This window comes from Pseudomonas sp. P4_B4 (assembly GCF_056402255.1).
The window spans coordinates 21,931-36,203 of the sequence record NZ_JBFUHS010000012.1 but is presented as its reverse complement, the minus strand read 5'-3'; the positions used below and the strand labels follow the sequence as shown (position 1 = coordinate 36,203).

Below are 14,273 nucleotides of genomic sequence, written 5' to 3'. Positions count from 1 at the left end.
GCTGCTTGAGGTTTTTTTAGAATTAATGATGCTCGTGAGGCGTCTTGTAAGAAGCTCTTGGTTATTTGTGTAAGTAGTGGCTGTAGTCCTCTTCTGAAAATTTAGTTTTTCACCGAATTTGGTTGTGATGGACGATCTTAAATCGTTAGGTTGGTCTATGGGGCTCTTTTTGCGAGGGGCTACATTCAATTGTTAATAAGGGGTTGTGTAGTGCAGGAATCAAAGAAATATCTGACAGAGACATCCGTACACCAAGCCTTGTTACTGGCTGATCTAACTGAGCCCGCTACACCCGATCACGCCATTCGATTATTGCTCAAGGAGGTCCTTCAAGGGTTAACGGATAAGGGCTGGCCACAAGCGCAAGTGCAGACGGGGCCGAGAATTGTTTCCGCTGAAGAAAACTACGGATTGCTTGGTTATGACCCATCTGAGATTACGCTTGGAAGTGCACACACTCGATGGGTTGACGAGTGGTCTCTGTTACGGACGCAAACCACTAGCCAAATTCCGTCTGCGCTTCAGCGAGCGGCCAAGCTACGACAACCGGGGCAGTCAATATTATTGGCCGCGCCTGGTATCACTTTTCGTCGCGACAGCCGGGATCGTTGGCATTGTGCGCAGCCGCATCAGATGGATATCTGGGTGCTCGGTGATCCTGATTTGTCGACGCATGAGCATTTACTTTGCCTGGTCGGCGATATCCTCAAATCCGCCGTGCCTGATATGCCTTGGATCTACAGTGATAGTCCGCATCACTACACTGAGGGCGGGATCGAAGTAAATCTGTTGAATGACGGCGTCCCTGTAGAGGTTCTGGAGTGCGGTCGAATTGCCAAATCATTATTGGAGCGACTGAAGATCGATCCTTTGCGTCATGGAGGTCTGGCGCTGGGAATGGGATTGGATCGCTTGACCATGCTGCGCAAAGGCATTCCGGATATTCGTTTGCTGCGTGATCAGAACGAACGAGTACAGGCACAGATGCATGATCTGGATCCGTGGAGCGCCGTCTCTCGGTTGCCTTCGATTACTCGTGATATTTCGTTAGCGGTAACGCCGGGGCTGAGGGAGGAAGTGTTGACTGAAAGGATGTTGCAGGCAGCTGGCGATTGTTCAGATTGGATCGAGGAAATGCAGATCAAAGGGCGCTGGGCGTTCACAGAACTGCCTCTGCAGGCCATTGATCGCCTCGGATTGCTGCCGGGGCAGGAGAATGTGCTGCTACGTGTTGTACTGCGTGATTGTTCGCGATCAATCACCACTGCTGAGGCGAATGCCTTGTATTCGAAAATTCAGGTGGCACTCCATGAAGGTTCGCCGGGTGCGGGTTACAGAATGGATTCCCCCAATATTTAACTGACCTCTTCGCGAGCAGGCCCACAGGATCTGGAAAGAGTACATGCCAGAAATCCAGTGTGTGCGAGCCTGCTCGCCGCACCGTCGCTCCCACAGTTTTTTGTGGTGTCTTCTTTACCTCAATCATCTCCTTCCGGCGCAATCATCCGGGTCTTCGGCGAGCCGTTCGAGTTGTGCTGATAGATGGTCTGCGGCTGCCCCAGGTCATTAAAGAACACCTGCCCGATCCCCGCCGAGTTCCAAAGCCGCTCACCGGCTTCGGCGTGTTCGGGCACGTGGGGCACGATGCGCATGCGGCGACGCTTGGTCAGCCAGTTCAACGGTGAGCGTGGCGAGTACAGCCAGCGGTTGAGGCGGTCGAACCACTCGAGCAGGGTGGCGGGGAATTCGTTCTTGATGCCGCTGCTGGTGATCTGCCAGATGCGCGGCCCGGCCTTGCGATGGCGGATCAGCACTTCGTAGACGAAGGAATAGTGCACATCGCCCGACAGCACCACGTAGTTACCCGGCGTGCGCGAGTGGCGGAAAATGTTCAGGATCACCTGTGCCGCACCGCGATGGGCCATCCAGTTTTCCGCGTCCACCAGAAGTGGATAACCGCACCAGCTGAATACCCGCTGCACGGTTTCAATCAGCTTGACGCCGAAGATCGGCGCCGGTGAAACGATGATCGCGCTCGGGTGGTCCAGCAGTTCCTGTTGCAGTTCGCTCAGGGCTTCCCAGTCGAGCAAGCCGGAAGGTTGCTTGAGGTTCATTTCGCTGCGCCAGCGCCGGGTGCGGGTGTCGATCACCACGATGGCCGGGGTGGTCGGCAGCACGTAATGCCAGTGCTGAAACTTCAGCAGGTCATCGATCAAATCATCCTGACCCGTGCTGTCGAGGTGACGGTCGCGTGCGCTATCGCTCAACGCGCCGGCCTTATCCAGCACTGCGGCGAAAGCATCCGGATTGTTGCCCCAGCCCTGGCACAACATGTACGCCAGCAGCGCGTTGCCGATGATGCGCCGGGAGAACGGATGGCCGTAGGCCGTTTCCTCCCATTGCGCGCTAAGGTTCCAGTCATCGGTGATGTCGTGGTCGTCGAAAATCATCAGCGTCGGCAGATGCGCCAGTGCCCGTGCGACGTTGCCAAGGCCTGCCTTGAAGGCATCGATACGCGTCTGTTCAAGGGCGTAGCGCTTGAGCCGTTCCGGCGTCAGCGTCGGTGCCTGGGGCGCGATCAGGGTCCAGGGCACTGGCGACCAGACCAACAAGTACATGGCCATGACTTCGGCGAAGGTCACCAGGTGATTGTCGGCACTGCTGCTGGTGAAAATCGGCTTGCGCGCGCCACCGAAAAATCGCTCGCGCAGGGTTTCATTGCTTTGCAGTGCCGGCAGCAGATCCGCACGGTGGTAGTAACTGGCCGGATGCTCGTAAAGCCCGGCGCTGTCGCTGACCACGGCGCCTTCGAGGTGTTCCCCGAACAGGCCCAGGCGCTCGATCAAAGCGTGAATCGCCCGCAACATCGGCCCCGCGACATCGTCGGCGTAGACCTGATCGCCCGTCATCATCAGCAGTGCCGGGCGGTCCTTGGCCGCGTGTTCCTGCGCCAGCAGCTGGTCGACGCACAGCAAGCCGTCTGTCGCCGGGTGATGAGGCTTGCGGCAAGAGCCATGCAGCAACTGGTCGACCCGTGCGCGCAGGACGAAGTTCGGGCAACGGGCGTCTCCATACAGCAGGTGCGGCGCCCAGTCGGCGATGCCTTGTTCTGTGTCATCGATCAACAGGTCATAGTCGATCGACTCATCGCAGGGCAGGGCGCAATCGAGGTGCACATCGATCAAGTGCACAAAGGCATGAGCACCCACCGCAATCACCGTGCATTGCCCGGCATCGAGACGGATATCGCCGACGCCCTGCAAGCGCAAGGTCAGCGCCAGCGCCCGGGAACCCACCAGCCACAGCACCAGCCGCGTGGGCTCAAGACGCCGCAACAGCGGGCCCGCCAGGACCGGCGGCAAGGCTTGGTGATCGTCGGGCAGTGGCAGCGTGTCGGGCATCCGGGTTCAAGACTCTTGGGGGATCGAGGCGGGCGATGATAGCGCAGGTGGCGGCGGGACCGGCTAGACGATCCCGTTTCCGCCTGTCACCAAATGAAAAGCCATTGTCGTCTGATGAGAAGCGTCTCAACAGGCCTCGTCCTACAGTCCAATCAGCGCAATTCGATGCAACACGCCCATATTGCAGATTGGAGAATAAGAAAAATGGCCAAAGCCGTACGCTTCTACGAAACCGGTGGTCCCGAAGTTCTACGTTATGAGGACGTCGAAGTCGGCGAACCCGGTCCCGGCCAGGTTCGGCTTCGTCATGTGGCAGTTGGCCTGAACTATGCCGACACCTATTTCCGCAACGGCACCTACCCGATTCCGATGCCCAACGGCATGGGCGTCGAGGCCTCTGGCGTAGTCCAGGCCGTTGGTGAAGGGGTCACCAATGTCGAGGTCGGTGATCGTGTCACCTACACCGGTTTTCTCAACACCCTCGGCGCCTACAGCACCGAGCGCCTGATCCCGGCCGCGCCGCTGATCAAGCTGCCGGAAACCATCAGCTTCGAGACCGCTGCCGCGATGACCATGCGTGGCCTGACGTCTTCGTACCTGATGCGCCGCATCTACGACTTCAAGCCGGGCGACAGCATCCTGTTGCATGCCGCCGCTGGCGGTGTCGGTCTGATCGTTTCGCAGTGGGCCAAACTGCTGGGCCTGAACGTGATCGGTACGGTTTCGACCGAGCAAAAGGCGGAAATCGCCCGGGCTCACGGTTGCGACCATACGATCAATTACAGCCATGAAGACGTCGCCGCTCGAGTTCGCGAATTGACCGACGGTGTGGGCGTCAACGTGGTGTTCGACAGTGTTGGCAAGAACACCTTCATGGGTTCGCTGGATTCGTTGAAACCCCGTGGCCTGATGGTCTGCGTGGGTACCGCATCCGGACCGATCCCGGCGTTCGACCCGGTGATGCTGGCGATGAAAGGTTCGCTGTACCTGACCCGTCCGGCCCTGGCCAACTACATCAGCGACCCGGCCGAAAAAGCCGCCCTGGCTGGCGAGTTGTTCGACCACGTCGGCAGCGGCCGGATCAAGATCGAGATCAACCAGCACTACGCCTTGCAGGATGCCGTGCAGGCCCACCGCGACCTTGAATCTCGCAAGACTACCGGCTCGTCGATTTTCGTCATTTAAGGAGCGGCCAGCCATGAAAGTCGAACAATTGACCTGCAGCATTGGCGCCGAACTGATCGGCGTCAACCTGGCCGACGCGGTGCATGACGACGGTCTGTTTGCCGAGATTCGTGCCCAGTTGCTCAAGCACCGCGTGGTGTTCCTGCGTGATCAGGACATCACCCGCGCCGAGCACGTGGCCTTCGCCCGACGCTTCGGCGAGCTGGAAGATCATCCGGTGGCCGGCAGTGATCCGGATCATCCGGGTCTGGTGCGGATCTACAAGAATCCGGACCAGCCGATGGACCGCTACGAAAACGCCTGGCACACCGACGCCACCTGGCGCGAAGCACCGCCGATGGGCTGCGTGCTGCGTTGCGTGGAATGCCCGCCAGTGGGCGGCGACACCATGTGGACCAACATGGTCCAGGCCTATGCGAACTTGCCGGAAGACGTAAAGGTCAAGATCGCCGACCTGCGTGCCCGCCACAGCATCGAAGCGAGCTTCGGTGCCGCCATGCCGATTGAAAAACGCCTGGCGCTCAAGGCGATGTACCCGGACGCCGAACACCCGGTGGTGCGCACCCATCCGGAAACCGGCGAGAAGGTGCTGTTCGTCAACGCCTTCACCACCCACTTCAGCAACTACCACACCCCTGAGCGGGTGCGTTTCGGCCAGGACGCCAACCCCGGCGCCGGCGAGTTGCTGCGTTACCTGATCAGCCAGGCGTACATCCCTGAGTATCAGGTGCGCTGGCGCTGGAAGCCCAACAGCATCGCCATCTGGGACAACCGCAGTACCCAGCACTACGCCGTCATGGATTACCCGCCGTGCCATCGCAAGATGGAGCGTGCCGGGATTATCGGCGACAAGACGTTCTGATCGAACGCCACCTGCATTCGCATTCGCAGCATTCGCACTCGTAAACACGTCTGCCCGGCACGACCCCGGGTGGGCGGGACAATCATAAGAACTGGCATAAGAACTGGAGTAACCATGCAATTCTTCGACGATTCCCTGCACCCCGAAAACATGGAAAAGGTAGTCATTACCGTGGCCCCGTACGGCCCGGAGTGGATGCCCGAAGACTTCCCGGAAGACATCCCGTTGACCATGGATGAGCAAGTCCAGAAAGCGGTCGAATGCTATGAAGCCGGCGCCACCGTGCTGCACCTGCATGTGCGCGAACTGGACGGCAAGGGCTCCAAGCGCCTGTCGAAATTCAACGAGCTGATTGCCGGTGTGCGTGAAGCCGTGCCGGACATGATCATCCAGGTCGGCGGCTCGATTTCCTTCGCTCCGGAAAGCGATGGCGAAGCGGCCAAGTGGCTGTCCGACGACACTCGCCACATGCTGGCCGAGCTGACGCCAAAACCGGATCAGGTCACGGTCGCGATCAACACCACGCAAATGAACATCATGGAGCTGCTGTATCCGGAATACCTGGAAGGCACCTCCCTGGCCAACCCGATGACCCAGGCTGCCTACAGCGAGATGACCGTACCGGCAGGTCCGGCCTGGGTTGCCGAGCACCTCAAGCGCTTGATGGACAATGGCATCCAGCCGCACTTCCAGCTGACCGGCATGCACGCCATGGAAACCCTCGAGCGCCTGGTGCGCAGGGGCATTTACAAGGGCCCGCTGAACCTGACCTGGATCGGCATCGGCGGCGGTTTCGACGGCCCGAACCCGTTCAACTTCTTCAACTTCATCCACCGCGCGCCGGACGGTTGCACCCTGACCTCCGAATCGCTGCTCAAGAACGTCATGCCGTTCAACACCATGTCGATGGCCATGGGCATGCACCCGCGTGTGGGCAATGAAGACACTATCATTGACCACAAGGGCGACCGTTTCGGCTCGGTTGCACAAATCCAGCAAACCGTGCGCATTGCCCATGAACTGGGCCGTGAAATCGCCACCGGCAAAGAAGCCCGCGAGATCTACCGCATCGGCGTGCAGTACGAAACCATCGAAGAAACCCTGTTGGCCAACGGCATGGCCCCCAACCGCAAGGCTGGGCAGAAAGGTACTCCGCAACGCGGTTGACCGTGGGTCGGGACGAGAGGCCGTGACCTCTCGTCCGCCTGACCGTTACACGCTTGATAACAAAAATAAAACAAAGCTCTTGAGGAGGCTGCATGGCCTTTCACCCAATAGCCGCTGACGATGACGACTCCAGCGGAGTCGGCGTTGCGCGCCAATATGCCTGGATCGTCTTTGCCTTGACGTTCGGTCTGTTGATTTCCGATTACATGTCGCGTCAGGTGCTGAACGCGGTATTCCCCCTGCTCAAGACTGAGTGGGTGTTGAGCGACGGACAGCTCGGTCTGCTCAGTGGCATCGTTGCCCTGATGGTCGGCCTGCTGACGTTTCCCCTGTCGTTGATGGCTGACCGTTTCGGCCGGGTCAAGAGCCTGGCGCTGATGGCGTTCCTGTGGAGCGTGGCGACCCTGGGTTGCGCGTTGGCTCAGGACTACCAGCAGATGTTCATCGCGCGATTCATGGTCGGCGTCGGCGAAGCCGCCTACGGCAGCGTGGGCATCGCCGTGGTGATCTCGGTGTTCCCCAAACACATGCGCGCCACCCTGGCCAGCGCCTTCATGGCCGGCGGGATGTTCGGTTCGGTGTTGGGCATGGCTTTGGGCGGTGCGATTGCCGCCAAGCTGGGCTGGCGCTGGTCGTTCGCCGGCATGTCGCTGTTTGGCCTGTTTCTGGCGGTGCTCTATCCGCTCATCGTCAAGGAGGCGCGCATTGCGCCACAACGTGCCGCGCAGATTGCGAACAAGACGGCCGCCGCGGTCAAGCGTCCGCTGCGCACGCTGTGGTCCAGCCGTTCGGTGGTAGCGACCTACGTCGCCAGCGGTTTGCAGTTGTTCGTCGGCGGTACGGTGATGGTGTGGATTCCCAGCTACCTCAACCGCTACTACGACATGCCCACCGACAAGGCCGGTGGCATGGCGGCGATCATCGTGTTGTGCAGCGGCGCGGGGATGATCCTGTGCGGCATGCTCAGTGATCGGCTGTGTCGCAACTCGCCGGAGCGCAAGGTCAGCCTGGCTATCGGCTTCTGCCTGGGCAGTTGCCTGTTGCTGTCGGCGGCCTTTGCCTTGCAGGCAGGGCCAGTGCAACTGCTGCTGATCTGCCTGGGCATGCTGATTGCCACCGGTACCACTGGTCCCGCCGGTGCGATGGTCGCCAACCTTACCCATTACTCGGTGCACGGTACGGCGTTCGCCACGCTGACCCTGGCCAACAACATGCTGGGGCTGGCGCCGGGGCCGTTCATCACTGGCCGGGTGTCGGACCTCATCGGTCTGCATGCCGCGTTTCAACTGGTGCCACTGGTCAGCCTCGCGGCGGCAGCGGTGTTCTTTTATGCCAAGTGTCATTATCACAAAGATATTGCCCGCCTTCAGGGTCAGAGCGTGCCTGACCCTATCGGTGAAGCCGGGATAGAGGTGAAGTTGTGAGTCGTCGTTTACGTATTGATGTGTTTTTCGATTTTATCTGCCCCTGGTGCCTGATCGGCAAACGTCAACTGGAGCATGCGCAGGTACAGTTTCGTAGTCGTCACCCGGATGTGCAGATCACCACGGTGTGGCATGGCGTGCAGCTGTTGCCTCAGATACCGGTAGAAGGTGAACCCTTCGCCGATTTCTACCGCAAGCGTCTGGGCAATGTCGACGCCGTGGCCATGCGCCAGAACCAGGTACAGCAGGCTGCCGGGGCAGTTGGATTGGCCATTGACCTCAGCCGTATCGAGACGATGCCCAATACCGCAGACGCCCATCGTTTGTTCGAACGTGCCAGCGCACTGGGCAATGCCAGTCAGCGTGAAATGTTGCTCGAACGACTGTTCGCCGCTTATTTCCTAAGACGCGAAAACCTCGGTTGCCGTGAGACCTTGCTTGCCATTGCCCGCGCCTGCGGCGTCGCCCCGGACGGGGTGCTCGATTGTCTGAAGGGCGATGCCACGCCGTTTGAAGGATCCCCCGGCGCGAGCAGTGGCGTGCCGAGTTTTCAGTTCGACCGCCGCATGACGGTCGTGGGCGCGCAACCTGCCGAGGCATTGCTCGCAGCCATGAACCAGGCACTGAAAGAAAGTGATCACGAGCGGCAGCCAGCATGACCCGGCGCATTCCCGTGCCAGCCGGCAAGCACCCGCAGGCCGGTGGCCGGGCGCTGTTCGAGTTTGAAGACAAAAGCCTGGCGCTGTTCAACGTCGACGGGCAGTTGTTTGCCATTGACGACAGCTGCCCGCACCAGGGCTCTTCGCTATGCGGAGGGCGTCTTGAGGGTCGGGTGATTCAATGCCTCGCCCATGGTTTGCGCTTCGATTTGCACAGCGGCTACCTGCTCAATTCCAGGCAGGTCAAAGTCACCAACTACCCGGTCGAGATCATCGACGGCCAGGCGTTTATCGTCATCGCATCCGAGGAGTCCGCGCCATGAGCGCCATTGCTCTTACCCGTATCCACAGTCGCACGCGCGAACTGGCACCGGGGTTTATCGTCAGTCTGATTGTCGCGGCCGCCGCGTCGTTCTTGTCCGAGCACTACGGTGCGCCGGTCATGCTGTTTGCCTTGCTGCTGGGCATGGCCCTGAATTTTCTCGCCGATGACGGCCCCTGCAAGGCCGGTATCGAGTTCACCGCCCGCACGGTGCTGCGCATTGGCGTGGCACTGCTGGGCATGCGCATCACCCTGGAGCAAATGGCGGCGCTGGGCTGGAAGCCGATCGCGCTGGTGGTGATCCTGGTGGTAGTGACCATCAGCGTGTCTGTGATCGCCGCCAAGGCCCTGGGCTTCCAGCGCCTGTTCGGCATGCTCACCGGCGGCGCGACGGCCATCTGCGGCGCCTCGGCGGCCCTGGCATTGGCTGCAGCGCTGCCGAACCATCCGCAGAAAGAGCGCGCCACACTGTTCACGGTCATTGGCGTGTCGGCGTTGTCGACGATGGCGATGATCATCTACCCGATGATCGCCAACTGGCTGCAGTTGTCACCGCAGGTGGCGGGCGTGTTCCTCGGCGCCACGATCCACGACGTGGCCCAGGTGGTCGGCGCCGGCTACAGCATGTCGACCGAGACCGGCGACACGGCCACGGTGGTCAAGCTGATGCGCGTTGCCATGCTGCTGCCGGTGATCGTCACCGCGGCGATGATCACCCGCATGCAAGGCGCCGACCCGACCGGCAAACGCCCGCCGCTGTTGCCGTGGTTCGCCGTCGGCTTTCTGATTCTGGCCTGCATCAACAGCACCGGATGGATAGCGCCTGCAGTGCAAGGATCGGTCAACGAACTGTCGCGCTGGTGCCTGGTGATATCCATCAGTGCCCTGGGCATGAAGACCCGGCTCAAGGAGCTGGCGGCGGTCGGGATCAAGCCGATTCTGCTGATGGTCGGGGAGACGGTGTTCCTGGTCGTGCTGGTGCTGTTGTTACTGCACTGGGGCCTCTGAGCGCGTCACCACTCGTTCGTTTTATGGCAGGGCTGCACGGCGTTGACTCCTCATGCCGTGGGGCTCCAGACCGGTGCTACAAACACCGGTCTTTCGCGGCGACTGTACCAGCAGTCGCCGTTTTTTTTGTGCGGTCGATTCAGAGATCTTTCGGGCCTGCGACAGGTTTTGCTGTGGATTGTTTTTGCGCACGCCATGAAGCCGGCGGCATACCGAACTGGCTAATGAACCACCGCGTAAACGAACTCGCCATCGAGTAGCCAAGCATGTCGGCAATGCGGCTCAGCGGATAATTCGGGTTGTCCAGGTAACGCAGCACCAGGTCGCGGCGCACGTCGTTGATCACGTCGTTGAAGGCGCAGCCGTCGTCCTTGAGGCGGCGTTGCAGAGTGCGCACGTTCATGCCCTGGCTCTGGGCGACCTGTTCGATGGTGGCGCGCCCCATGGGCAGCAGCAGGTAGATGGCCTTGCGCACCTCGAACAGCATCGAGGCGCCTTCGTGGTTCTGCAGCGAGTCGAGGTAGCTCTGGGCGTAGCGGGCCATGGCCGGGTCGGCGTTGGGGTTGGTCACGTCGAGGCTGACGTCAGGGCAGACGATGCCGTTGAACTCGCTGCCGAACTCCAGGTTGCAGCCGAACAGCCGGCGGTGCAGGTGCAGGTTGTCCGGTGGCTGGTGCATGAAGTTGACGCTGTAGGGGTGCCAGTGTGAACCGAGCAGGGCCGAGCACAGCCGGAACATCACGCCGATGGCCAGCTCCGTGGCCTGGCGGCTGGGCATCGGCGATTCGGTGACCACCTCTTCGCGAATGATCACCATCTTGCCGGCCTCTTCAATGAAGATGGCCAGCGAGTCGTTCATCAGGTGCCGGTAATCCACCACGACCTGCAAGGCATCGCGCAGGGTGCGCTGGTGGCTGAGCAGCAGGCTGACCACGCCGAAGTCCGAGAGCTGGCGCGACTCGGCCATGCTCAGGCCGAAGGTCTGGCAGCCGCTGGCGGTGGCCGAGTCTTCCAGCAAGCGGACGGCGGCATCGATCTGGATACGGTGTTCAGGGGCTTGCAGTTGGGCCCTGCTCAGGCCGACAGCGGCCAGCACGTCGCGCGGGTTGAAACCCAGGTACTGGGTGACCTCCAGGTAGTTGGTCAAGACGGCGGCGCGAACAAGCTTGGTCATGCAAAGTCTTCCTTGGGCCGATGGCGATTGGCGTGAGCGTGGCGACTATATCCAGCGTATCAACAGTTGAACAGTTGTCATGTCGTTGATGGTTTTCATGCTGATCGGTCACCCATCCTCTACGCTGCATGGAGCCATCAGCGCTCATCCGTTGATTACAGTGACCTTGCGCCAACCTGCGGGATTTTTCGACCAGCGGTCGCGCTGTCCTGCTGTCTGACAATTTGTCATCAAAAGAAAAGTGCCTGACGTCCAATGTAAAGCGCTTCGGGTGGGCGCTCTTTAATGTCGACCCTACAAAAAGCCTCTGGCGAAAACAGCCAGTCGAGTTATCGAGAAAGCGAAGGTGTTGACCGTGGACAAACTGCAAACAGCCGCCACTATTCTGATCGTTCCGGGTCTGCGCGAGCACGTGGCCGAACATTGGCAAACTTTGCTTGCAGCCAGGCTGAGCAACGTGCGCAGTGTTGCGCCGCTGGAGACCGACAAGCTCGATTGCATGGCCCGTGTGCGGGCGATTCAACACGAACTCGAACAGATCGACGGGCCCGTGATTCTGGTGGCCCACAGCGCCGGCGTGCTGATGGTCGCGCACTGGGCTGCGCACTACAGCCGTCCGATCAAGGGCGCCTTGCTGGCCGCGCCACCGGACCTCGATGCGGTCTGGCCGTCAAACTATCCATCTTCCGAGACCCTGCGTAGCCAGGGCTGGAATCCTCTGCCACAAGGCCCGCTGCCATTTCGCAGCATCGTGGCCGGCAGCACCAACGATCACCTGGCCAGTCTTGCTGCGGTCACCCGCATGGCAGAAGGCTGGGGCGCCGAATTGCTCAACCTGGGCGATGTCGGCCATCTCAATCCGGCCGCAGGATTTGGCCATTGGCAGCAAGCCGAGGCACTCATCCAGGAGCTGGATCGCTAGTACAAGGAGCTGGACTGGCAGTACGCCAACCGGCATTTGCCCTCATTCCTTAAACGCAAACCCGAAGAGGTTTGTGCGAGGGCGGCTGCGCTTAAAACAAATACAAAAAGGCGGAGACAACGCAATGCACAACAATAAGAGTCACGGCTTCACCGCTCCACGCTGCACCTTGCTGGCCTCAGCCATTCTCGCGGCAACCGTACCGGTGGCCCATGCGGCCGAGATCGAGACGGGGAATCCGGACTGGAACGTACGTGTGGATAACACCATCAAGTACAACTACGGCGTGCGCACCGAAAGTGCCGACAAGCGCATGTTGGCAACGCCGAACAACAACGACGGCGACTACAACTTTCGCAAGGCCGGTACCAACATCACCAATCGTATCGACCTGTTGACCGAAATGGATGTGGTCTACAAGAACGCCATGGGTTTTCGCGTCAGCGCCGCCAGTTGGTACGACAAGGCCTATGACAACACCGGCTCCAATTCCAACCCGTTCGTCAACGGCAACGATGCGCGTTCGGGCCTGATCGCCAACGACCCGCGCCTGGCCGGGGTCACCCATGACAACGTCGGCAACGGCAGCCCGCACCTGAGCAACTATGCCCAGCGCTACTACAGCGGTCCTTCGGGCGAAATCCTCGATGCCTTCGTGTTCTACAGCACCGAAGTGGGCGAGGAGTCGATGTTCAGCGTCAAGGCCGGTCAGCACAACGTGTTCTGGGGCGAGACCATTCTCAACCCGGTGCACTCGGTCAGCTATGGCCAGTCCGGCCTCGACCTGGCCAAGCTTGCCGCGTCGCCGGGCACCGAAGCCAAGGAACTGTTCGTTCCGCGTAACCAGTTGTCGATGTCGTTCACCGTCAATCCCGAGCTGACCGTCGGTGCCCAGTACTTCCTCGATTGGGACGCCGCGCGTCTGCCGGAAGCGGGCACTTATTACGGTGGTTCCGATCTGATCGGCTTTGGTGCGCAATCGTTCCTGCTCGGCAACACCAACGCCGTGGTGCCTGGCAGTCCGCTGGGTTGTGGCCTGGCGCCGTGCAACGCGTTGACCAACGTGCGTCGCGGACATGACCTGACACCGGGCAGCAGCGGCGACTGGGGCGTCATGGCCAAGTGGTCGCCGGCCTGGCTGGATGGCACCCTCGGCGTTTACTACCGCGAAACCTCGGAAATCCTGCCGCAAGCCTTTCTGGACGCCAGGGGCATTACCTCGGCCAACCCGAACGGCACCCGTCCGGCGGGACAAGTGCCTGCGGTGATCAACACCCTCAATTCGCTGGACACCGCCACCTATCAACTGGCCTATGCCGACAACATCAAGATCCTTGGCCTGAGCTTGTCCAAGGACGTGGGTGGAGTGAGCGTGGGTTCGGACCTGAACGTTCGTCACAACATGCCGCTGGCCAGTATCCCGGCGATCGTCAGTACCCGCAGCCCGCTGGGCCTGGGTCAAGGGCTTGGTCTGCTGCCTGCACGTACGGACGCCACCGGTGTGGTCTATGACACCCCGAGCCGCGGCGACAGCATGAGCGCCACCGGCGACACCTTGCACTGGACACTCAACGGTCTGATGACCCTGCCGAAAACGCCGGTGTTCGATCAGGCCACTGTGCTTGCCGAGCTGTACTACAGCAACCTGCTCAAGCTCGATAGCAAGAACGAAGCGCTCTACAAGGGCAAGGGCAGCTATCGCGGTATCGACGCGCCGACCCGTGACAACTGGGGTCTGGCAGTCAACTTCACACCGACCTGGTACCAGGTATTCCCGGGTGTCGACCTCAACGCGCCGATGTCGGTCAACGTCGGTCTTGCTGGTGTGTCGCCGGTCTCCGGTGGCGGTGCCAAGGACACCGGTAACTATGCCGTGGGCGTCGGTGCCGTTGTGTACAACAAATACTTTGTCGACCTGAAGTACGTGGACTCCTTTGGCCAAACCGACAAGTGCAACACCAGCGGTGTGAGTACCGGCCCGACCGGTGGTGACGGCTCCACCCCGAACGCCTTTAGCGGCAACGAAAACTACGCCTGTTTCGCCGGCGGCTACTCGTCCTTCTCCGGAGGTGGTGCCACGACTGAGGACCGTGGCGCCGTGTACCTGACGATGAAAACAACATTCTGATTCACCACTGATTTGCTCAAT

12 protein-coding genes are annotated in these 14,273 nt (G+C 60.5%); 10 read left to right on the top strand and 2 right to left on the bottom strand.

The window, feature by feature from the left end; translation table 11 throughout:
• Positions 1-210 precede the first annotated feature (210 nt).
• A complete protein-coding gene (gene srmL / locus AC1DVE_RS14610; protein ID WP_223459214.1) occupies positions 211-1,359 on the top strand; it encodes a PheS-related mystery ligase SrmL in 1,149 nt (382 codons plus the stop codon).
• A 119-nt stretch (positions 1,360-1,478) separates the two neighbouring features.
• Here the strand turns inward: srmL and AC1DVE_RS14605 are convergent, their stop codons facing one another.
• Positions 1,479-3,401: an alkaline phosphatase D family protein gene (locus AC1DVE_RS14605; protein ID WP_223459215.1), complete on the bottom strand. Its 1,923-nt coding sequence runs from the start codon at positions 3,399-3,401 to the stop codon at positions 1,479-1,481.
• Between the two features lie 204 nt (positions 3,402-3,605).
• Here AC1DVE_RS14605 and AC1DVE_RS14600 point away from each other — a divergent pair, with 204 nt between their 5' ends.
• From AC1DVE_RS14600 to AC1DVE_RS14570, 7 genes are all read left to right on the top strand, one after another.
• The gene (locus AC1DVE_RS14600; protein WP_223448320.1) at positions 3,606-4,586 is read left to right on the top strand and encodes a quinone oxidoreductase family protein; all 981 of its coding nucleotides are present in this window, start codon (positions 3,606-3,608) and stop codon (positions 4,584-4,586) included.
• A gap of 13 nt (positions 4,587-4,599) precedes the next feature.
• Complete coding sequence (locus AC1DVE_RS14595; protein WP_007979208.1) at positions 4,600-5,448, top strand: TauD/TfdA dioxygenase family protein; 849 nt, start codon at positions 4,600-4,602, stop codon at positions 5,446-5,448.
• Positions 5,449-5,562: 114 nt separating this feature from the next.
• Positions 5,563-6,615, top strand: coding sequence for a beta-keto acid cleavage family enzyme (locus tag AC1DVE_RS14590; RefSeq protein ID WP_223459217.1), 1,053 nt, complete (start codon positions 5,563-5,565; stop codon positions 6,613-6,615).
• A 92-nt stretch (positions 6,616-6,707) separates the two neighbouring features.
• Complete coding sequence (locus AC1DVE_RS14585) at positions 6,708-8,039, top strand: MFS transporter (protein ID WP_223459219.1); 1,332 nt, start codon at positions 6,708-6,710, stop codon at positions 8,037-8,039.
• Complete coding sequence (locus tag AC1DVE_RS14580) at positions 8,036-8,698, top strand: DsbA family oxidoreductase (RefSeq protein ID WP_223459221.1); 663 nt, start codon at positions 8,036-8,038, stop codon at positions 8,696-8,698. Before AC1DVE_RS14585 ends, AC1DVE_RS14580 begins: the two co-directional genes overlap by 4 nt.
• Positions 8,695-9,021 (top strand): Rieske (2Fe-2S) protein, encoded by a 327-nt coding sequence (locus AC1DVE_RS14575; RefSeq protein ID WP_057716326.1) that lies wholly within the window; start codon positions 8,695-8,697, stop codon positions 9,019-9,021. Before AC1DVE_RS14580 ends, AC1DVE_RS14575 begins: the two co-directional genes overlap by 4 nt.
• Positions 9,018-10,028, top strand: a complete 1,011-nt coding sequence (locus AC1DVE_RS14570) for a YeiH family protein (protein WP_223459223.1) — start codon at positions 9,018-9,020, stop codon at positions 10,026-10,028. Before AC1DVE_RS14575 ends, AC1DVE_RS14570 begins: the two co-directional genes overlap by 4 nt.
• 139 nt (positions 10,029-10,167) lie before the next feature.
• On the opposite strand, the gene AC1DVE_RS14565 is transcribed toward AC1DVE_RS14570, so the two are convergent.
• Complete coding sequence (locus tag AC1DVE_RS14565; RefSeq protein WP_150754899.1) at positions 10,168-11,202, bottom strand: AraC family transcriptional regulator; 1,035 nt, start codon at positions 11,200-11,202, stop codon at positions 10,168-10,170.
• A gap of 355 nt (positions 11,203-11,557) precedes the next feature.
• On the opposite strand from AC1DVE_RS14565, the gene AC1DVE_RS14560 reads away from it, so the two are divergent.
• Positions 11,558-12,124 (top strand): RBBP9/YdeN family alpha/beta hydrolase, encoded by a 567-nt coding sequence (locus tag AC1DVE_RS14560; RefSeq protein ID WP_223459229.1) that lies wholly within the window; start codon positions 11,558-11,560, stop codon positions 12,122-12,124.
• Between the two features lie 124 nt (positions 12,125-12,248).
• Positions 12,249-14,252 carry a DUF1302 domain-containing protein gene (locus AC1DVE_RS14555; RefSeq protein WP_223459231.1) on the top strand — a complete coding sequence of 668 codons (2,004 nt, stop codon included), beginning with the start codon at positions 12,249-12,251 and terminating at the stop codon, positions 14,250-14,252.
• Positions 14,253-14,273: the final 21 nt, after the last annotated feature.

Coding starts and splice junctions, on each gene's coding strand:
- AC1DVE_RS14605 (WP_223459215.1), bottom strand. CDS start 3,401: ATGCCCGACACGCTGCCACTGCCCGACGATCACCAAGCCTTGCCGCCG.
- AC1DVE_RS14565 (WP_150754899.1), bottom strand. CDS start 11,202: ATGACCAAGCTTGTTCGCGCCGCCGTCTTGACCAACTACCTGGAGGTC.
- AC1DVE_RS14575 (WP_057716326.1), top strand. CDS start 8,695: ATGACCCGGCGCATTCCCGTGCCAGCCGGCAAGCACCCGCAGGCCGGT.
- AC1DVE_RS14595 (WP_007979208.1), top strand. CDS start 4,600: ATGAAAGTCGAACAATTGACCTGCAGCATTGGCGCCGAACTGATCGGC.
- AC1DVE_RS14600 (WP_223448320.1), top strand. CDS start 3,606: ATGGCCAAAGCCGTACGCTTCTACGAAACCGGTGGTCCCGAAGTTCTA.
- AC1DVE_RS14585 (WP_223459219.1), top strand. CDS start 6,708: ATGGCCTTTCACCCAATAGCCGCTGACGATGACGACTCCAGCGGAGTC.
- AC1DVE_RS14570 (WP_223459223.1), top strand. CDS start 9,018: ATGAGCGCCATTGCTCTTACCCGTATCCACAGTCGCACGCGCGAACTG.
- AC1DVE_RS14590 (WP_223459217.1), top strand. CDS start 5,563: ATGCAATTCTTCGACGATTCCCTGCACCCCGAAAACATGGAAAAGGTA.
- AC1DVE_RS14555 (WP_223459231.1), top strand. CDS start 12,249: ATGCACAACAATAAGAGTCACGGCTTCACCGCTCCACGCTGCACCTTG.